This window comes from Raoultibacter phocaeensis, from assembly GCF_901411515.1.
GTDB classification, from domain to species: domain Bacteria; phylum Actinomycetota; class Coriobacteriia; order Coriobacteriales; family Eggerthellaceae; genus Raoultibacter; species Raoultibacter phocaeensis.
Window position 1 is genome coordinate 779,155 of sequence record NZ_CABDUX010000001.1, and the last position, 19,557, is coordinate 798,711.

General features: G+C 57.3%; 15 protein-coding genes. 3 read left to right on the top strand and 12 right to left on the bottom strand.

Annotated features, from left to right (window positions below; genetic code table 11):
• Nucleotides 1-26: 26 nt before the first annotated feature.
• From FJE54_RS03150 to FJE54_RS03175, 6 genes are all read right to left on the bottom strand, one after another.
• Nucleotides 27-695 carry a type I phosphoribosyltransferase gene (locus FJE54_RS03150; RefSeq protein ID WP_139651298.1) on the bottom strand — a complete coding sequence of 223 codons (669 nt, stop codon included), beginning with the start codon at nt 693-695 and terminating at the stop codon, nt 27-29.
• Nucleotides 688-1,587: a DNA-processing protein DprA gene (locus FJE54_RS03155; RefSeq protein ID WP_139651299.1), complete on the bottom strand. Its 900-nt coding sequence runs from the start codon at nt 1,585-1,587 to the stop codon at nt 688-690. Before FJE54_RS03155 ends, FJE54_RS03150 begins: the two co-directional genes overlap by 8 nt.
• 241 nt (nt 1,588-1,828) lie before the next feature.
• Nucleotides 1,829-2,542, bottom strand: a complete 714-nt coding sequence (locus FJE54_RS03160) for a LytR/AlgR family response regulator transcription factor (protein ID WP_139651300.1) — start codon at nt 2,540-2,542, stop codon at nt 1,829-1,831.
• Nucleotides 2,543-2,863: 321 nt separating this feature from the next.
• A complete protein-coding gene (locus tag FJE54_RS03165) occupies nt 2,864-3,730 on the bottom strand; it encodes a TorD/DmsD family molecular chaperone (RefSeq protein ID WP_139651301.1) in 867 nt (288 codons plus the stop codon).
• Nucleotides 3,727-4,305 (bottom strand): 4Fe-4S dicluster domain-containing protein, encoded by a 579-nt coding sequence (locus FJE54_RS03170; protein ID WP_139651302.1) that lies wholly within the window; start codon nt 4,303-4,305, stop codon nt 3,727-3,729. Before FJE54_RS03170 ends, FJE54_RS03165 begins: the two co-directional genes overlap by 4 nt.
• Before the next feature lie 3 nt (nt 4,306-4,308).
• A complete protein-coding gene (locus tag FJE54_RS03175; protein ID WP_139651303.1) occupies nt 4,309-7,092 on the bottom strand; it encodes a molybdopterin-dependent oxidoreductase in 2,784 nt (927 codons plus the stop codon).
• 319 nt (nt 7,093-7,411) lie between these two features.
• On the opposite strand from FJE54_RS03175, the gene nrfD reads away from it, so the two are divergent.
• The 3 genes from nrfD to FJE54_RS03190 are packed head-to-tail and all read left to right on the top strand — an operon-like array spanning nt 7,412 to nt 9,756.
• The gene (gene nrfD / locus FJE54_RS03180; protein ID WP_139651304.1) at nt 7,412-8,302 is read left to right on the top strand and encodes an NrfD/PsrC family molybdoenzyme membrane anchor subunit; all 891 of its coding nucleotides are present in this window, start codon (nt 7,412-7,414) and stop codon (nt 8,300-8,302) included.
• 46 nt (nt 8,303-8,348) lie between these two features.
• Nucleotides 8,349-8,795, top strand: coding sequence for a GntR family transcriptional regulator (locus tag FJE54_RS03185; RefSeq protein ID WP_255467192.1), 447 nt, complete (start codon nt 8,349-8,351; stop codon nt 8,793-8,795).
• On the top strand, nt 8,785-9,756 hold the full coding sequence (locus FJE54_RS03190; protein ID WP_255467193.1) for an SPFH domain-containing protein: 972 nt from the start codon (nt 8,785-8,787) through the stop codon (nt 9,754-9,756). The genes FJE54_RS03185 and FJE54_RS03190 overlap by 11 nt, the downstream gene beginning before the upstream one ends.
• Nucleotides 9,757-9,830: 74 nt before the next feature.
• Here FJE54_RS03190 and FJE54_RS03195 read toward each other — a convergent pair whose 3' ends face one another.
• From FJE54_RS03195 to FJE54_RS03220, 6 genes are all read right to left on the bottom strand, one after another.
• Nucleotides 9,831-10,727, bottom strand: coding sequence for an acetamidase/formamidase family protein (locus FJE54_RS03195; protein WP_139651306.1), 897 nt, complete (start codon nt 10,725-10,727; stop codon nt 9,831-9,833).
• Between the two features lie 263 nt (nt 10,728-10,990).
• On the bottom strand, nt 10,991-13,954 hold the full coding sequence (locus FJE54_RS03200) for a cell wall-binding repeat-containing protein (RefSeq protein ID WP_180326527.1): 2,964 nt from the start codon (nt 13,952-13,954) through the stop codon (nt 10,991-10,993).
• Between the two features lie 111 nt (nt 13,955-14,065).
• Entirely contained in the window at nt 14,066-14,494 is a 429-nt protein-coding gene (locus FJE54_RS03205) for a MarR family winged helix-turn-helix transcriptional regulator (RefSeq protein ID WP_180326528.1), read from the bottom strand.
• 93 nt (nt 14,495-14,587) lie between these two features.
• Nucleotides 14,588-15,235, bottom strand: a complete 648-nt coding sequence (locus FJE54_RS03210) for a cell wall-binding repeat-containing protein (RefSeq protein ID WP_180326529.1) — start codon at nt 15,233-15,235, stop codon at nt 14,588-14,590.
• Nucleotides 15,178-17,871, bottom strand: coding sequence for a cell wall-binding repeat-containing protein (locus FJE54_RS03215; RefSeq protein ID WP_139651310.1), 2,694 nt, complete (start codon nt 17,869-17,871; stop codon nt 15,178-15,180). The genes FJE54_RS03210 and FJE54_RS03215 overlap by 58 nt, the downstream gene beginning before the upstream one ends.
• Nucleotides 17,872-18,173: 302 nt before the next feature.
• A complete protein-coding gene (locus FJE54_RS03220) occupies nt 18,174-19,514 on the bottom strand; it encodes a sensor histidine kinase (protein ID WP_139651311.1) in 1,341 nt (446 codons plus the stop codon).
• Nucleotides 19,515-19,557 lie beyond the last annotated feature (43 nt).

A 19,557-nucleotide genomic window follows, 5' to 3' on the forward strand; every position in this document is an offset into this window, starting at 1 on the left:
ACGAGACCCGTCTCCAATTCGAGCAGTTATTCGTAGGGAAACTCCACCACGGAGTACTCGTAACCAGACTTTTGCCGAGCGAGAAATACCCCAACAATCTTTGCCTTGGGGAACAGCGGCCGAATGGCATTTCGACATGCAGCGAAATGCCCTCCCGTCGTGATAACATCGTCTATGAGAAAGACTACCTCGGCTTCAGGGCAATCAGGAACCCCCACATCGAGATTGCGCTCAATTTCTTCGGGGTTTCGTGATCCGCCAAGTTTTGCCTTGGAGGTCTCCGTTACGACATCGAGGATGTCGCATACAGCAACTTCACCTGGTCGAAGACTCGCAACAGTCTGGGCTGTGCGCACCAGACGATCATCGTACCAGCAATGACTTTTCGGCTTCGAAGTCACCATTGGCACGATGACAAGCGGACAAGCGCGTTTTTTCTTTGCGATAAGATTAGCGATCCTCTCGGCAAAAAACCGAATTGCGTTGTCCTTGTAACAAAGGACGTCAGCACGATCATGGTATTTCGTTACACTGCGTTGGAAATTGCTTACAATGCGGTTTGCTTCGCTCTCTTTCCATGTGCCATGCGAGCGCTCAAGATAGTAGTAACAGAGATCGTCCGTGCAGAGATAAGGATAGTTCGCTATCTCTATGCGGTCGATTTTCCACCAACGCGGGGAGCCGCCTTCAGCCATGGCGTGCCCTGATTACATCTAAAAGCTGGCTTGTGTCCTTGAGAATGTACACGTTGTCTTTCTCAATATACTTTTGAGGCCATGTGATTTCTGTATTGTCCAAGAGTGATCGCATAAGGAACAGTGGACGTCCTTGCTGCACACACGCACGCGCTTGCGAAAGGGTACCTGAGGTGTCGGAAGCTTCCACGATCACCGTTGCATCCGAAACAGCCGCCATAAGCTCGTTACGTTCAGGAAAATGAATTCGGTGAGCGTTGAAAGGCTCTTCTGCATAGCGGTAAAAGGGTACCTGGCTAAGGAGAAGGTGATCCTTCGCAACACGATTTTGAAGTTCTGCGTTTTCTTTCGGATATACTTCGTCGATCGGCGTTCCGATAACGCCGATGACGCGCCCGCCTGCTTCAATTGCCGCATGAGCTGCATCGGTATCAATACCCCGAGCAAGTCCGGTAACAACGGTAATTCCCGCCGAACTCAGCTCTTTAGCAATACGACGTGCCCTGCTGTGACCGATTTCAGTTGCTTTGCGGGATCCGACAACCGACACACTTGCCGATTCGATAAGCCCGAGATCGCCTTGGTAGTATAAAAGAGGAGTCGGCCGATCGGAATCAGCAAGTTTTTTCGGCCATGCGAAAGTGCTGTTCACAACTATCGAAAAGCTACCGAGCTTCTTATCGACAACATTCTTTACTGCATCGATAAGGTCTTCATCGGGCAAAAGCCCCCTGCGATTGCGGAACGCTTCAGTGGGCAAGGCCCCGGAAAGAACGGTCTCGGAAGCGATTTTTTTGAGCGTAGCGCCATCGTATGCGTATAAGCACTCGTGTGCTATCAGTTCATCGTAAGGCGATACGAAAGAATCGCACGCAATGTAGTCATCAACCATGAAGACACCTCCTTCATGCCGCAACAAAACAATTGGCCCAAGCCGCTTTTCCCAAAGTAAGCCTTCATTAAGAACAAAACGCAAACATTTGTTCTATAGTATCACAATGCCGCCTATGCGCCTAGGCGCAATCGTGGCTTTACGTACGTGCTGCCACAAATTGTAGTCGGGCGAACTCTATCAGAGCGTTCAAAAACTGTCGCTCTTATGCGTATAAGCTTGGATGCTCGCAACCGCGAACCTACAACCCCAGCGCCTTCTTCAGCGCGGATACGCGGCGGCGCGAAACGGGGATCTTCTCGTCGGTGCCGTCGAGCGTTAACAGCAGCGTGCCGCCCGAAACCGATTCGATCTCTTCGACGAGCGAAAGGTTTACGAGGTAGCCGCGGTGCACACGGAAGAATCCGTGGCCGTCGAGACGCTTTTCAAGCTGCGCCAAGCTTACCGTAGAGAAATAGCGGTCGGTATCGGTTTGCAGATACGCGTAGTCGTCGCGGGCCATGACGAAGCGGATCTTGTCGATGCCGATGAGGATCTTCTTGCCGCCCTTCTCCACCGGAATGCGCTCGGAGCGCTGTGCCTTCAGGTGAAGCGATACGTGCTCGCGCACGCGCGCGATGGCCTGGGAAAGCCGCTCGGTTTCAACCGGCTTGACAAGATAGTCGATCGCGCTCACCTTGAACGCATCGAGCGCGAATTCGCTGTATGCCGTCACGAATACGACGGCAGGTGGAAACTTCAGGTGTTGAAGCGCTTCGGCCAACTGCAATCCTGTGGCCTCGGGCATGTTCACATCGAGGAACATGACGTCGCACGGATACTCTTTGAGCTTCTCGATGGCCTCGCGCACGCTGGCAGCCTCGGCGACCACTTCGGTCTGTCCGAGTTCATCGAGCAGGTACTTGAGTTCTGACCGCGCAGGCGCTTCGTCGTCAACGATCATTGCTTTTAGCATGGTACCTCCAACTCACTGCGCAAGGCTGATGTAACAAGCCCATTATAGAGCAAGTTGCGGCGTTCACATGAGATTCACGGCAACGAAAAGAATCGGGAATGAGGCGGGCGGTAAACGGGAGCGGAACTTCCATAAGCGTCCTCGAAATCCCCTACCTACAACCTGAAGCGTCGAGCGGATTGGTGTTGCAGGGAAAAAGAAGGAGCAGACGTGTTCCGAAGAAAGCATGCGTCGTGAAACTCAGAGTGAAAGCTGTAAGGGTTTGCTAATAGGTTTTGGGGGCCGATCGCTCGACCCCCTTATTCCTTTTATTGCATCTTTTTAGGCAACAGCAATAAGCTCGTTATCTTCAAGGCCCGAAAGCTCCAAATTACGCAGTTGCACGAGTGCCTTTTCAACCATTTCGAACGAAGGGGGCTTCTGGCCCGAAGAGCCAACTGCGCCGATCAAATTCTCTTCGACCGAATCCTCAAGCCATGCAAGCATTTCGACAGCAAAAGCTTCGTCTAGCCATGTAAAAGCCTCAAGCCCTTTTACAAGCTGGGGATACAAGTGCGCAGACCCGGACGAAGACGCAAGTTCCGCATACTCTGGTAGCCACGTATTCATGTGATCACGCACAAACCGGTACTGGCCAACCAATTGTTCACGTACAACGTTTAGTCTGCCCTCGCGAAACGCATCGAGCGCCGCTTGTGCCCTATGCGCCATGAAAGCGCACATGATGGCAATATGGTCGTCAGGAACACGCCGAAAGCGCTTGACCTGCAGGTTACAGGCTCTATATTCATCGCGAACTGCAAGGGTGCTCTTTTGAAACACCGTCGCCTCGTGGCTGATGTACGGAGCTTCCCAGGGATACGCAGGAAGATCAGCCGGACCTTCGAACAACCTGGCATACTCCGACGCAATGTTTTCGAAATACCTCTCGTCATCAATCTTCGCTTCCATCATGCGCAGAAACGTCTTGAGCTTTGCCATCGTCTCGTCTGCATAGGCGTATTCGTCTACCACATCGACGCTCGCTTGCGAAGCAAGTATGCTCAGTAACTGCGCACTCGGTTCGCCTCCAAGCGATTTGTGAAACAGTTCATACAAGTAGCATCGACTCAACAACAGTGCTTCGAGCGAAAGCAGCTCGTGTTGAATTTCAGCATGCACGATGGACGAATCCGACTGTCTGCTCATAGCAGAATCTCCTGACAATCATCCCTTACCGCAGCTGTCGACGCCTTGATAAGCAGATTGGGAACTGTAACATCGGCACCCCCGATACAGGGTATTTCGCTAACAAGGTCGCTACCGTACTTCGACCTCAGCTCATCCATGTCACCGAAGTCGAGCGCACGCGACATGCAGGCATCGACACATACAGGGTTCATCCCCGCGTCGCGCAACGCTTTGCAGCTATCGCATTTGATGATGAGCTCCTTTTCTTCAGCAAACTGAGGGGCATCGTATGGACACGATGAGATGCACGTTTTGCAACCAATGCATACATCGTCGTCATGGAGCACAATCCCGCTCGCATCTTTGTACATAGCGCCTGTCGGGCAATTTGCGACGCACGTCGGCATCTCGCAATGGTTGCAGCCAATGGAGTTACTGAATACTGAAACTTCAGGGTAGACTCCAACCTCAAACGTTGCCACCCGACGAGGAAGCGGGCCGGCTGATTCGAGGCCAAGGCGATCTTTGCAGGCTATCTGGCATACACGACACCCCGTGCAACGAGATGAATCGAAATAGAATCCAAGCGCCATCGCTTACTCCTCCTCTATCCAAAGAGCGGGCTCAAACATGCAGTCTAAAGCAAGCGGTTCACCGTCGTATTTTTCAAAATCGACGAGACAGCTGTTGTACGCATCGCATTGCGGGAAAAACTCATCCTGAGTCTTATGGTCGACGAGCATGTTCTCGTTTCCACCAAGATCGATACCTGTTTCAAGATCGATGTAGCTACGCGGACCATGGGGCGCGGCAACGCATCCGGGCATAAGCGTGTTGGTGACCGATGCGATTCTCAGCATCTTGCCAGCGTCGTTGTGCACAAGCACGGTATCGCCTGTCGCGATGCCCTTTTCCTTTGCGTCTTCAACACTGATGAACAGGGGGTTCGGCCATGCTTCCCGAATCCAGGCACCCTCATCGAAGCAGGTGTGAGCTCGACGTAGATAGTGAGGTTGGTACATGATGAAGGGATGCGTGCCCTTTTCCCGTGCCTCCCAATCAGCAAAGCTGTCTTCGTACGTTGTGGTGTGGTACGTCGGATACGGCTTGAGCTGCTCGGGGCCGAATCCGAGCCAGTTTATGGCGTCCGCTTTACTCTGGCAGTAGATTTCGAGTTTCCCGCTCGCACTCGACCGTGGATTTTCTTCAGGATCGTCAATGAAGTCTTTATACCCGAAGAAGCTATGGTTGTCATCGGCCGTTCGCGGTACTTGATAGTACCCTTGCTTCAGAAGCTCTTTCAAGGATATCTCACCCTGCTGAGGTTCACCCTCAACACCCCATGCATCGATATCTTCTTGTTCGATGGTAACAAGCGTCTTGTACGTTGTACCGTCTTCGTCCATAACCTGAGCACCGGCGATCTTGTTGAAATAGGCCTGCATATCGCTTACGCCGTAGACGTCAGAAGCCTCAAAGCCAAGTCGTTTGGCGAGCTCGATGTATATCCAGCTTTCGTTCATTGTTTCAAACAGAGGCTGCACTGCAGGCCGAGGAAAGAGCGCATAATCGCGATTGCATTGGGCACGAGACAGCCGCATGATCCCATTTGTTGCTACTTGAAGATCTCCCTGATCGGGATCGAGATTTCCTTCCCATGCGGTAAAACACGGCAGAAGAATATCGGAGTATTGGCTGGTCAAAGTGTAGCGATACTCGATGTTGACAACCATGTCCATCTTCTTGAAAACTTTGATGCCACGGTTGATGTCCTCGGTTGCCTGAAGCGGATTATGATAGTCGTTGACGATAATCTTGGGATCGAAATCGAATTCCTTCGACGGCAAGAACCCATCTTCTTTGACCCATCCGTTATCGGGCGAGCCGTTGCGGTAATCTCCATAACACGTGTAGTGACCCTCGTCCATATCCTTCCAAATCGTGGGTTTTGGAAGCTGGGAGTATTCGAGTGTGTTCTTTGCCACAACGACACTGGTTACACCAGCTCCGATTTTAACTCCCCCGACGGCCGGATCGCCAAGCTTCACCAGCTTCGTGCCGCTGTTCGCAGATTCGATAGAAAACGTCGCTGCCACGGCATTGCCTGAACGGCCCAAGTGGCCACCCATGCAGGCAATCGTAAGGAATAGCTGGGGCAGATCGATGCTCCCCCGATACCGTGAGGGAGCATAGTTATGAAGCAGCATCACGTTTTTTGACTTTTGCATCTCCTGCGCATACCACGTGATGTCCTCCAGCGGCGTGCCGCATATCTCAGCAGCCCACTCAGGCGTTTTCGGAGTACCGTCATATTCGCCGAGAACGTATGCTTGGAAATTCTCGTCCAGCTCAGCTTCTTCGGGCATGCTTTCAGCATCAAACCCTACGGCATACGTATGAAGAAAGTCCCAATCGATGATGTCACCAGATTCGCCATCGAGCCTGATCATCTCATAAGCTACCGCCAAAAGAAACGCGGTATCCGTCCCAGGGCGCACCCGAATCCATCGTGCCTCCAACACACCTGCCGACACGTTGTATTCGGGGCCAACGTATACGAACTCGGTTCCTGCTTCCTTCGCTAGTCGATAGTAGTACATGGGATTGCCCGCGCTGTGCCACGTGGGATTCATTCCGTAAAACACGATGGTGTCGGCATTCTGAAGGTCAAGTCGATCGTTGCTGAGCATGCAATCGGGCAAACCTCCGCCGATGTTGCCCCCCATCCTGATGGGAGCGTTATACCAGTTTCCGTATGACTCGGTACCGTTCCATTGCAGGCGACCACCCAGCAGATTGAGCACAGGCCAATCCGTACCCATGCATACTACCGAGCGAGGACCGTACTCGTCGTACACCCGTTTGAGCTCCTGCGCAACATAGTCGAGCGCTTCGTCCCATGAAATGCGCACCCATCCTTCTTCGCCGCGCAATTCTCCGTGAGCATTTTCGCCGCCGCCCGGTTGCCAGCTTTTGCGCTTCATCGGGTATTTTACGCGGTTGACGTTGAACACATGCTGACGAATTTGATGGCCACGCGGACAGGAACGCTGCTGAGGCGTCTCGACGCTATCCTCGAAATCATCATGGGTTTTTTGCCTAAGTACGACCCCGTCGCTCACGAATACTCTGTTTATGCAGCGGCCACCGCAATTACCCCAGCAATCGACCGTAACCCATTCACCGTTCTCTTCCAAAATAGCCGTATCGGATTCCACGACATGCGGGTTCATCCCGTTGCCGTCCGATTGTTTCGAGCCTTCGCCACTGCCGCCGTTCGGCGCACAACCCATAAGACCCATGGCAGCAACCGCCGCGGTTGCTGCGGCACTGCCTTTCAAGAAGTCGCGACGACGGATACTACCATCCAGTAAAGACATATATCCCCCTTTGCCTTAATTCCATAGTAGCGGGTTTGGATACAGGTGCAAATCCACACGCCTGCAGGTACGTGTGATTGCATCTGCCTACCCGACTTAGTGTCATATTATACCGATTCACCAATTCAGTCAATGGGTATTCCACTTTCGTGTGAAATGAAGGATAATGGAGGTGTTGGGTTTACCCGATCTGCCCCATCGGTCCCGCTTTTGAGCAGCAGACCGTACAAATGCGAACAGGACTCTCGGAAGGCGTTGCCTGCTTCGGCACGTCCTCGCACAAGAAGCCTCACGGAACAGGAGCGCACGCAAGCACCTCATGGAAACGTCTTTCTTCGGACCGCTGATCATCGCGTACCTGTTCCTTGGCGGAGCAGCTGCCGGGACGTTTTTGGTCATGTCCGTTTGGAGCATCGGGTTCTACGTTTCCGATAGCGCCGAGCGCCATCACGTGCGCTTGCGTTCGGCGTTCAAAGCGCTTAAGGGCCGTGTATACACCATCAGCTTCATCATACTGGCGGTTTCGATGGCGTGTTTGGTATTCGACCTGCAATACCCTGATCGCGCGCTGCTGCTTTTCCTTCGCCCCCGCCCGACGCCCTTGACGTTCGGAGGCTACGCGCTTGCCATCGAAGCGATCCTCGGATTGCTGCTGGCACTTGCGAACGTTTTCAAAATCCCCTTCATCGACGGGCGCATCAAGCGCGTGCTCGAAGCGCTCTGCGCCGTTTGCTCGGTTGCGGTCATGGGATATACCGGCGTGCTCTTGGCCAACCAGGCTGCCGTTCCCTTCTGGAACGAGTGGTCGCTCGTGGCGCTGTTCTTCTTCTCGGCGCTTTCATCGGGCGTATCGGTCGTATTGCTCATCGACTACTTCATCCAAGGGCAAACGCTTCTGCTCCGCGCGGCGCGCCCTTTGCAAAAAGCCCATGTGGCGTGCCTCGTGCTCGAAGGCGTCTCACTTGCGATCTTCGTTCTTGCCGTGCTGCAAAAACCGGCCGCCGCAGGTTCCGTCGCGCTTCTCACCGAACCCGCCATGCTCTCGACCGCCTTAGTGGGCGTCGTGGGCATGGGCATCGTCATACCGTTTCTCCTCGAAGTGAACTCGCTGTTGCACAAGGAATGCCGCACCATTCCCGTGTCCGATGTCATCTGCCTTATCGGCAGTTTTTGCCTGCGTTACTGCGTCGTTCTCTGCGGGGCACACTGATGATTCCGTTCAACGACAGAACGCAGCGGGAAAGGAGCCTGTGGTTTTGACCGCCGAGAAACAAACGAGTCTTTTCGTAGTAGACGAAACGTCCGACCTGCCCATTTGGGTGCAGCTTCGCAATCGGTTCGCCTACCTCATCCGTACTGGGCATTTCAAACCCGGCGAACAGCTGCCGAGCGTGCGAAGCCTTGCAGCGGACGCCAAGATCAACTACAACACGGTCACGAAAGCCTACCGCGATCTCGAACTTGAGAACCTCATCGTTTCCGTGCGAGGCCGCGGCATGTACGTGCAGAAGAACATTCCGGGCGAAGCCGAACCGGCCGAGGTTGCCGTCGACGTGCAGATGGAAGATTGCATCCGCCAGTACCGGGCGCTCGGGCTCACCTACGATGACATCATGACGCGATTCTACGATATAGCGCAGGATATGGCGGACAAGACCGCCGCCGCCCAAGAGGAAAGAATGGAGTACACCGATGAGAGGTAGCAAGCAGAGAAGCGCCGCGCCGATGGGTTCGCGCCGCGTCGAACGCCAAGAGCCTTTGCAGATAGAGAACTACAACTCGCCGAAAACGCGCCACACCGACGAGAACGCGGGCATCATCTTCTCCGCTTTCCTGTTCGTCGCCGTTGCGCTTGCTATTGCCGCCGTCGGCTTCTTCGCAATCGGCACCATCACCATCTGGGTCATAACGCTCGCCCTTGCGGTAGCGGTGCTAGCCGTGTTCACCATACGCATAGCACCTCAATGGGAGAAGGTCGTTATCCTGCGGTTCGGCAAGTACAACCGGACGGTCGGCCCGGGATTGTACTGGACCATCCCCTTCATGGAGCACATCGCGCTTCGAGCCGATCAGCGCGTCATGCTCACGGGGTTTAGTGCCGAAGAAACGCTTACGGCCGACCTTGTGCCCGTCAACGTAGATGCTGCGGTATTCTGGATGGTCTGGGATGCCGAAAAAGCCTGCATGGAAGTTGAAGACTACTACGATTCAGTGGCGCTTGCGGCGCAAGCTGCCCTACGCGATGCGATCGGCCGCAAAAACGTGACCGACGTGGCCATCCACCGCATCCAGCTCGACGAAGAGCTCAAAGCCTCCATCGAAGACAAGACGAGCATTTGGGGCGTTTCGATCCTGTTCGTAGAAATCCGCGACATCGTCATTCCGAAGGAGTTGCAGGAAGCCATGTCGGCAGAAGCCCGCGCCGAGCGAGAGAAAGACGCCCGCGTGATGCTCGCGGAAGTCGAAGAGGATATCGCCGCAATGCTGCACAACGCAAGCGATATCTACCGCGACGACGAGATCGCTTTCAAGCTGCGGCAGATGCACCTTTTGAACGAAGGCATCAAGGAGTCGAAAGGTGCTGTCGTGGTGCCGAGTGCCTATGCCGAAGGATTCACCGACGAAAGCGCCGAGACCCTGGGAAGGGCACTCGGCGAGCGCTAAGCCACGGTGCGTCCGACCGGCGGATTGCTCGGCAGGCGCCCGGCTTATGCGAGCGTGCTTGAGCTACCGGGTGTCTACAAAGCGAACCCGTACGCGTCGAGCGCGTATTTCGGCACCATGAAACGCACTGTCTTTTCGGGATCGACCATCTGGCATACCTGCACATCGGCCACCAACGAAAACAGCATGACGAGCTCGTCTTCGCCAGCCCCCGTGGCATCGCTTACCAATTTCACCATGTCGTGTACGGCGATGGTTGCAGCTTCGTCGAGCGTTTCAGCCGAGGCGATCACGCCTATGTGGGTCTCGTTTTCGATGAGGGGGTTTTCGACGTGCATCTCGGGCAGCGCGGTCAGACGCACCGTTGCCCCCCCCGCCACTTCGGCTCCCGACACGCTGATCTCGCCATCGCCCATAGCCGCGTGCATATCGCCGCACCCGAACAGGGCCCCTTCGGCGGCAACGGGAAAGTACAGCGTGGCCCCTGTAGTGATGGCCTTGTTGTCCATGTTGCCGCCGTGCGATCCGGGCGTACCGCAATTCACGGGATCGCCTGCAGGTGCTACACCGATCACACCGATCATGGGGTTGAGCGGGATCAACAGCGATTCGTTCCATACGAGCGAATCGCCGTCGATGGCGCACAGATGCGTGCTCCATCCCCCGAACAAATCGCCGCACACACCTTCTTCCTTGCCGGTGCACGATGCCGTTTGATCGTCGAGCTCAATGTCGAGAATCTCCACCTTAAGCACGCCGCCCGACTGAGCTCCTTCTACGAAAATCGGTCCCGTAGCAGGATTGATGGCGTCCCAGTCGATTTCGTCGAGCACATCGTCGGCGCTGCGCACCTGGTTGCCGAAGCAGTCTTTCGTGCGAATACGCACGGTTTCGCCTGATTCGACCGTCATTGCAGGTTCCAACCCTTGGGCAAAGGCGAACAGGGTTTTCTCGTCGCTCAACTCTTTCATGGCAGCTCCTTACAGCTCGGCTTTGTTTGGGCAAGGCACGGTTCGCACACGCATATGCTTCGATGCGGGATCCGGCGGCACTTTCGTTCTCTACTCAGGATACCCGTGAACGGTTTTCGCGTCACTTGCTTTTTCGACGGCACCCGGTTTCCATGCCGCCCGCTAGGGATTTTCACCTATTAGAAGCGTGCGCATGCTCGGTGCACCAAAAAGGACGCGCCCCGAAGAGCGCGTCCGATCGAGCTCTGTATGCCAACAGTCGGCTAGTTCAAGTCGAACGCCACCGAGTTGTCGGGCTTCCAGGTGTGTTGGTCGAACTGGATCGCCCCCACGTAGGCGCGCATGAGCGGAACCGACACCGAGTACTCGTCGCCGAAGAAACGGATCTCGGAAATGTCGCTCGAAGCACCCGTTATCGCAGAAACCACGCTTGGGTGCACCTCTTCGGGCCACGTGAGCAGAACGACCGAGCCGTGCTTGCCCTGAAGCGCGCCGCCCGCAAGAGCGTCGGCATGCTTTTCGGCACGCGCTACGGCCAGATTGTCGAAGGAAAGCTGCTCGGTAGCACCGCGCGCTGCATCAGTTGTCCATTCGGCGATTTCGAGGGAGGTTTCAACACGGTCGTCGCCGCCAAGACGAACCGCCTTGGAAGCATCGAGCCCCGTTGCTGCAAGCGCCTGGTTCACCACCGCATCAGGAACCGAATACTGATCTCCAAGCACGAGAATCCGTTCGAATCCACCCGAGACTAGCGCGTCAACCGTGCTTTGCATCAAACCCTGCTCGGTGAAATCGCTCAGGAAGATGGGGCTCGCTGTAAGGGCCGCCCACGACGATATCGAAAGCGAATCGGGGAAGTTCATCGAGCGCGCGATGATTGCCGTTTTCGAGGCAGAGCTTCCGAGTTCGGAATACACGAGCTCGGCCGTCTGCTGACGTCCTTCACCGCCGATGCGCACGATGTGCGCTCCGGAAGCGAGCGATGCGATCTCTGCTTCAACAGCATCGGACACCGCATACTGATCGCCGAGGATGTATACCTTCGTCACCGACGTTGCCGCCGCAATCACGGCACGCGTATCGGCGGAAAGCGCGGTTGGCTCGGTAAGAAGGATCGGAGCGTTGCCGTTCACGCCCGACAGCGAGCTCGCCGAAAGCGCATCGGGGAAGTTGCGATCGGCACCCGAGGCCACGATCAGCACAGGCTCAGTCGTCACATCGCGTTCGTAAGTTGCTACCTGCTTCGAGGTGCTGTACCGGTCGGCCCCAAAAAGGCGTGCGATCGAGAGCGACTTGGCGGGAACGGGCGCTTTCCACTGCGCGTGCAGCGTCACCGTCGAGCCGTCGCTCGGAAGCGCAACCGCTTCGCCCGCGTTATAGCGCACGGCAGCCGGGTCTTCGGGGTTGGACGTCGTGGTCCAATAGAGGAACTCGTCGGTGCCCTTGCTGAATCCAACATCGGCAGCGGTCTTCGCGTTGTACGTTGAAGAGGCGAGTACGGTTTCTGAGAAGTCGGCTCCAGTGCCGCCGTTCGCCTTGTACTCGATCGTTGTCAGCACGATTTGCGGTCCGACCACCTGGTTCACATCGTAGTTGTTGTACGCAAAGTTCACATGCGTCGTCGAACGGGTAGCCGTGAGGATATTGGCAGCATGCGTTGCGATGAGCGCAGGATCGGTGAGATCATGCAGCGTAGCCGCCGTGTTGCCGGAGAACGTGGTAGCTGCATCGGCATGCAGGTAGGCATACCGTTCTTTTTCCATGTACACGCCGCCGCCATCCTGCGTGGCAACGTTATCGGAAACCGTTGTACCTTGAAGCTTGATCTCCGAGAAGTACTCCACCTGCGAGCTGTTGGTATAGCTACCGCCGAACAAGCCGCCTCCGACCAGTGCCGTGTTGTCGCTCACGGTGCAATCGGTAAGCGTCAACGAGGTAGGCTCTGTGCCGGATACGGCGCTTCCCACATACACACCGCCGCCTTGCTGCGCTGCCGAGTTATTCGTAATGGTGCAATCGGATATCTCGTACTGGGTAAACGTATTGAACGACATCCCACCAGCATTTCGCGATGAGGTATTACCGTCAACGAGCGTGCCCGTCATAGTGAAAGAAGTTGCCGGATTGTCGTACAGAGCAACGCCGAGGCCTCCCGCAGCGGCATACGTAGAGCCGCTCGCACTGTTTCTGAGAAATTCGCAATCGGTGATGGTGATATCGCAATAGCGGTCGGTGAACAGACCGCCGCCGCTCGAATACGCCTTGTTCTCGGTGAACGTGCACGTATCGAAGACCACCGTCGCATAATCCTTGATGGCAATGCCGCCACCTTGCGATTCAATGCTTTCGTTATCATGGAACGTCACGTTGGTGAAGGTCGCATCGACCTGTTGGGTTGTCGATCCGCCGATGGCGTACACGGCTCCCCCCGTGCCGCGGGCCGCATTGCCCTCGAAGGAAGAGTCCTCCATGGTAAACGTCGTGTTCCGGCTAAGCTCGAGCGCTCCTGCATTGTGGGGGTTCAGAGCATTCGCTACGTTGTCCTTGAACACGCAGTTGTCGGAAATGGTCAGCTTCACGGCATTCGCTGCAGTGTTGCCGTAGGTGCGCATCGCGCCGCCGCCTTGACCAGAAGGAGCGCTGCAGTTCTGCAACGTCGTGCGTTCGATCGCAAGCTCACCCTTGTTGATGATGTTGATGCCGCCTGCGGTGCTTGCCCCGTCGAATATCGCATCCTCGACGGTGACTTTCGCACCCCCTGAAATCTGAAAATGACGGCTTGCAGCGGCAGTCAGCGTGTTGTTGCCACCTTGAATGAGAATCTCGCAGGGCTGGTTGATTTCGATCATGCTGTCGAACGAGAAATCGTTTGCAATGATGATCGTGCCTTTGGGATCCGCGTCAGAGGTGATGGCGGAAATGGCAGCCTGCAATTCGGTGAAACTCGTCACGGTCGCATCGGCGAGTGCACGCGTTCCGAATTCTTCCGAAGCCGCGAGCGGAGCGCTTGGCGCCGCTGGGAGTTGGTCCGCCTCGCTGGGCGTCTCGGGGGACGCATCGTCGCCGCCTTCAGGCAGCAGAACATCTTCGTTTGCGGCAGGATCGGTGGCAGAACCGTCTTCGCCACCCGGCTCCGCATATGCCGCCGCCCCAAAAGGTACGAGCGACAACGCAAGGAGCGCCGCGATGAAAAACGCAAGCGCGTTTCTCGGTCGTGTTGTTTCCATAGTCATCCTTTCTGATGGGGTAGAGCCGCCCGCTTCGTTTGCACGAGCGGCTCTACCCGCGTTCGTAAGCTACTCCCTTATTCCAGATTGACTTTTGCCATAGGTATCCTTTCAGAAATACTCGAACGTGCGATGTTCGGATTCGTCCACCGAGCCCCATTCGTGGAAAAAATGTACGGCCGAGGACACTGCTTCCTGCGCCTGCGCCGGTACTTCGACACCGTGCTCTTCTTGCCCGGTGTCGAGGGGACAGCTTTTGACAACGCGCTCGCCTGCTTCGGTCAGCGCTATGTCGATCGTTCGCTTGTCGCCGATATCGGGCTCAGACACTACGAGGTAGCCGCGTGCCTCGAGCCGCTCGACAAACGCTTTCGTTGCCTGCGTGGAACAGCGGTTCGCACGCGCTATATCCGTAAGCGTTGCGTGCCCTTTGCGAGCGGCAACGGCCAATAGCACGAGGTATTCTCTTCCCGTCAAAGGGCCGTATTTTGCTCTGAGCATTGCGTCGATGTCGGCTTTCAGAGCGAGCAGTTCTTCCATTGCGGGCTCCAATCGTCGTAGGGTTACTGGCATCCACCTGGATGCCGTCGATCCGTTCGCCCGAATCGTTGTTCGGGCGAACGGTTTGCATGGTTACAGGTCGAACGCCACCGAGTCGTCGGGCTTCCAGTCGTGCTGGTCGAACTGGATCGCCCCCACGTAGGCGCGCATGAGCGGAACCGACACCGAGTACTCGTCGCCGAGGAAGCGGATCTCCGAGATGGAGTCCGAAGCCCCCGACAGCATCGAGGCCACGCCGTCGTGCACCTCGTCCGGCCACGTGAGCAGGACGGCGGCGCCGTGCATGCCCTGGAGCGCCCCGCCCGAAAGCGCATCGGGATGCCTGTCGGCGCGGGCGATGGCGACGTTGTCCAGGGAAAGGGCCTCCGCGCCTCGCGCGGGGTCGGTTGCCCACTCGGCTATCGCGAGCGAGGTCGCCACGCGCTCGTCGCCCGCGAGGCGCACCACGGCGTTCAGGGGAAGGCCCGCCGCCGAGCGCGCCTGGCTCGCGACCGACGGCGGCACCGAGTACTCGTCGCCGAGCACCAAGAGGCGCTCAAACCCGCCCGCGGCGAGCGCGTCGAGAGTGCCCTGGGTGAGCGACTTCTCGTCGAAGCCCGTCAGGAAGATGGGGCTTTTCGTGTGCGCCGCCCACGGGGAGACCGACAGCGAGTCGGGGAAGTTCATCGAGCGCGCGAGGATGGCGGTCTTGGACGCCGAGGCCCCGAGCTCCGCGAACACGAGCTCTGCGGTCTCCTGGCGCGCCTCGCCGCCGAGGCGCACGATGCTCGCACCGGGAAGCGCCGACGCGATCTCCGCCTCGACGGCGCCGGACACCGCGTACCGGTCGCCGATGATGTACACCTTCGAGGCCGAGGCCGCCTGCGAAAGCACCCGCCGGGTGTCGGGGGAAGCGCCGCCGGGTCGGTGAGCACGATCGGGGCGTTGCCGTTCGCGCCCGACAGGGCGCTCGCCGAGAGCGCGTCGGGGAAGTTGCGGTCGGCGCCCGAGGCCACGATCACCGTCTGGGCCTGCGCGACGTCGCGCCCGTACGACGACACCTTCGCCGAGGTCTCGAAACGGTCGGCGCCGTAGAGGCGCGCGATCGAGAGCGACTTGGCGGGAACGGGGGGAGCGGCCTCTTCGAGCACGTACTCGGAGACGTCCGACGCGCTGCGGACGACGTCGAAGCCGCCGGGCGTGTAGGCCATGAGGGCCGCCTCGTCCGCGGCGGCCTCGGACCCGTCGGCGCGCTTGGCGACGAGCGATCCCGCCGCGGCGCCGTCCTCGAGGCCCTCGAAGTTCACGCGCGCGCCGGCGAGCAGGTTCTCTCCGGCGGGCACGGCTGCGTGCGTGCCCGAACCCAGGTACGCGCCGTTGTCGGCGTCCGAGGTCCCGATCCGCGGGGTTCCCCACACGTTGAGCTCGGCTCCCGTATACACGGCGATTCCGGAAGAGCCGCCTGCAAGCGCGTTGCCGCTCACCTGTACGGAGCCAGACACGTTGAGCGTGCCGCCTTCGTCGACGATGATGCCGCCCGTCTCTTTGACGGCGGTGTTGTTGGTAACGGTTGCCGATCCGGTGAGGTTCGCAACAGCAGCATCGCCATCCGAGTTTTCGGCCAGATATATACCGCCTGCTGCGTTGTTCTCGGTGCTTCCGCCGACCAGGCTCGCGCTGTTGTTGTCGATGGTTGCCGATCCACCCACCGTTGCTTCGCTGCCGAGCAGGAACACGCCAGCACCCAAATCGCCGGTGTTGCCGTTGATCGAAACGGTATCCGAAGCAGCGAGCGAGACGTTGCTCGAAAGGCAGACGCCTCCCCCAAGCTCCGCTTCGTTCCCTGAGACCGATACGCTGTCTTTGAGCGCGAGCGAGGTGGAAAGCGTCGCGCTCGCAGGCATTAACCGGATACCGCCGCCATAGACGGCAGTGTTGCCCGAAACCGTGAACGTGTCGGTGATTTCCGCATCGATGCCGCAGAGGTACATGCCGCCGCCCTGCTTCGCCGCTGCATTCCCCGACACTTCGACGTTGCCGCCGAACGTAATGTCGGCGTTGTGGTTCGCATTCATCGCCTGCACAACGACGCCGCCGACGTTGTCGCCTGAGTTTCCAGTTACGATTGCATTGCCGGAAAGCTCGATCACGCGCTTGTTCGTGGGACTTGCATCGGGCATGACAACGGCAATGCCACCGCCTGTCACCGATGCCTTGTTGTCGCTGATGACCGCATCGCCGGAAACGACGATGCCTGTTTTCGCTCGATAGGGAGCGTAGTATTCATGATAGATCGCACCGCCGTAGCGCGATTCGTTCCCCGAGATGGATCCGCCGAGAATCTGGGTATAACCTGCCGCACCCTGCCAGATGCCACCGCCCCAGCCCGCGCCCGAAGTTGCGATGTTTTCGGAGATGGTTCCATCGGTCATGGTGAACTCGCCGTCGCTGATGTACACGCCGCCCCCGCCGCGAGTACCAGTGTTATGGGAGATGGATCCTCCAGCGAAGGCAAACAGACCGTTCGTAACGACGCCTCCGCCAAGGTAATCGGGCGTTACCGCGTTGTAGACGATGTCACCACCGGTCATATGGACTTCGCCCGTATACGAGCCCAGCGCAAGTCCGCCGCCGCCGTTCGGGCACTCGTTTCTCTGGATGGTACCGCCGCTCATGTACAGCTTCGAGGTGTCCCCCTCGGGCCACGTTCTCGAAACATACACGCCGCCACCGATGCCGTTCGATACATCGTTGTACGTTGCTTTGTTGTCTTCGATAACCGCACCTTCATTGATGTACACCGTCGAATCGACGATCGCGTTGAGCCCGCCGCCGTTACCGACGGTCTTCACGTTGTTGCGCAAAGTCGCTCCCGTGTTCAGTGCGATCGTCCCGCGATCGTTCGCCTCGACAAGCGAACCCGTGACTCCCGCTACAGCAGTGCCGCCGCCGTCGAGCGTGATGTTTTGAAGCGTGAGCTTACCGCCGTCCGTCACGTAGAAAAATTCGCTGAGAAACGAACTGCCGCGCGAAAGCACGGCAGGACTGGCCTCATCGCTGAAGATCAGGACGTCGTAGTTTGCTTGTACGGTATTCGTGGAGGTGATGGGGAAGTCTGCCGTAACCTCGATCTCAGGCTCTTGCGCTGAAAGGGCCGCCTGCAGTTGCGCCTCGGATGCAACCTGAACCGCAGCGAGCGGAGCAATGTACGAGGAGGCTTCGGCTGGTTGCATACCGGCTGCCTCTGAGAACCCTACGCCGACTTCAACTTCCTCCCAGCCGGGAGTTTCGATTTCGATGCCGCCCGACATCGAACCAAGATCGATAGGAGCGAGCAGATCGTTTTGCTGCTCAAGGGAAAGGCGGGAACCCGCCAAGGATGATGCGCTCGCACGTGCGTCGGTACCTACATCATGTTCCGCGTAAGCGGAAGAGGGCAAAAAAATGCTGCCCCCCCCAGCGCAAGGCATGCTGCAAGCACAACGGCTATGCGATTCGCCGCTTTCGATACCATGTTTTATTCCTTTCCGGATCACCGACGGGTAAAGGTTAATTAATAAATTACCTATATTATTAAAAAAATGCAAGTACTTTCATATTTTTTGTTGGAAATGGTAGTGATTTTCTAGGATTTCATAAGAAACCGACGGGGAAAGTCGGTTCCCGGTTTCGGTTGCGGCTACTGGGTTTCTTCGATAGTCGGAAAATCGCGAAGTGCGCCGTTTTTGAGGACGAGGGTGACTACCGTGCCTTCCCCGAGCTCGCTTTCGATTTCCATACGCGTTCCCGGGCCGAAGTATCCGCGTATGCGGTCATTCACGTTCTTGACGGCGATGCCGAGGCCTTTCGACGAGTGCGGATGCAGGATGTTCTGCCGCGCCTCCTCGGTCATGCCCACCCCGTTGTCCTTGACCCGCACGTACACGTCGTCGCCTTCGCGCACGCCGCTCACTTCGATCTCGAGCATGCCCTCCGACGGCATAGCATGGCGAACGGCGTTCTCCACGAGCGGTTGGATAAGAAACGGCGGCACCATCATGTCTTCAACCTCAGGCTCGACATCGACGTCGATCGATACGCGATCCTCCCCAAAGCGCGCTACCTCGAACGAGAAGTACCGAAGCGTCTGCTCGAGCTCGCGTGCGAACAGGATGAGCTCGGCCGAATCCTCGAGCGTACGACGGTAGAACACCGCAAACTCGCGCAAGAGGATACGTGCTTTTTCGGGGTTCGTGCGGATAAGCGAGGCGATCGTATTGATCGTATTGAACAAAAAGTGAGGGTTGATCTGGCTTTGCAGCGCTTTGAGCTCCATGCTTGTCGCAAGCTTGGTCTGCTGCTCGAGCGCCGCGGCCGCCATCTGGGTCGAAAGCAGCTTGCCGAAACCTTCGGCGATCGACTTCTGCGTTTCGCTGATATTGCGCGAGCGACGGTAGTAGAACTTGAGGGTGCCCTCCACATGGCCGCCTATGGCAAGCGGCACGATTATGGCCGCTTTGATGGTGGTTTCCGTGGGAAAACCGATGTCTTCGGTAGAAAGGAGGATGCGCATCTTGCCATCTTGCAGGGTCGCGTGCGTCGCGTGCGTGCGGATTTCGCTGCCGGCAGGATTACGATCCTCTTCCACGCCGGCGTAGCCGAGAATCTGGTCCTTATCGGTGATAGCCACCGCAATGGCAGCGGTAGAAGGAAGCAGCAGATGGCAAACCTTTTGCGCAGACGAGCGGTTGAGCCCCTCCTTCATGCACGCAAGCGTTTGACTGGCGAGCTTGAGCATCGCGTCGGACTGACGAGCGCGCACGTTGTCGGGATCCATGAGCAGGCGAATGACCACCACGAGCGAGAACGTGAACACAATGCCCGCCACCACCATGACGCCGATGTTCTTGTTCGGCATGACGATGGACCAGACGAGCGCGAAGCCCGAAAGCACCGCGAACGTGAACATGAGCATCTCGAGCGTAAAGAAACGGGGCAGCGTTGATTGCCGGGTCTTTTCGCTCTCGGGTTCATTGGCCATGGGAGCATCTCCTCCAAACGTCGCAGCCGGATGGCTTTATCGC

Excerpts from the sequence above, each read along its gene's own strand:
- FJE54_RS03150 (WP_139651298.1), bottom strand. The coding sequence starts at position 695 with ATGGCTGAAGGCGGCTCCCCGCGTTGGTGGAAAATCGACCGCATAGAG.
- FJE54_RS03155 (WP_139651299.1), bottom strand. The coding sequence starts at position 1,587 with ATGGTTGATGACTACATTGCGTGCGATTCTTTCGTATCGCCTTACGAT.
- FJE54_RS03160 (WP_139651300.1), bottom strand. The coding sequence starts at position 2,542 with ATGCTAAAAGCAATGATCGTTGACGACGAAGCGCCTGCGCGGTCAGAA.
- FJE54_RS03165 (WP_139651301.1), bottom strand. The coding sequence starts at position 3,730 with ATGAGCAGACAGTCGGATTCGTCCATCGTGCATGCTGAAATTCAACAC.
- FJE54_RS03170 (WP_139651302.1), bottom strand. The coding sequence starts at position 4,305 with ATGGCGCTTGGATTCTATTTCGATTCATCTCGTTGCACGGGGTGTCGT.
- FJE54_RS03175 (WP_139651303.1), bottom strand. The coding sequence starts at position 7,092 with ATGTCTTTACTGGATGGTAGTATCCGTCGTCGCGACTTCTTGAAAGGC.
- nrfD (WP_139651304.1), top strand. The coding sequence starts at position 7,412 with ATGGAAACGTCTTTCTTCGGACCGCTGATCATCGCGTACCTGTTCCTT.
- FJE54_RS03190 (WP_255467193.1), top strand. The coding sequence starts at position 8,785 with ATGAGAGGTAGCAAGCAGAGAAGCGCCGCGCCGATGGGTTCGCGCCGC.
- FJE54_RS03195 (WP_139651306.1), bottom strand. The coding sequence starts at position 10,727 with ATGAAAGAGTTGAGCGACGAGAAAACCCTGTTCGCCTTTGCCCAAGGG.
- FJE54_RS03200 (WP_180326527.1), bottom strand. The coding sequence starts at position 13,954 with ATGGAAACAACACGACCGAGAAACGCGCTTGCGTTTTTCATCGCGGCG.
- FJE54_RS03205 (WP_180326528.1), bottom strand. The coding sequence starts at position 14,494 with ATGGAAGAACTGCTCGCTCTGAAAGCCGACATCGACGCAATGCTCAGA.
- FJE54_RS03220 (WP_139651311.1), bottom strand. The coding sequence starts at position 19,514 with ATGGCCAATGAACCCGAGAGCGAAAAGACCCGGCAATCAACGCTGCCC.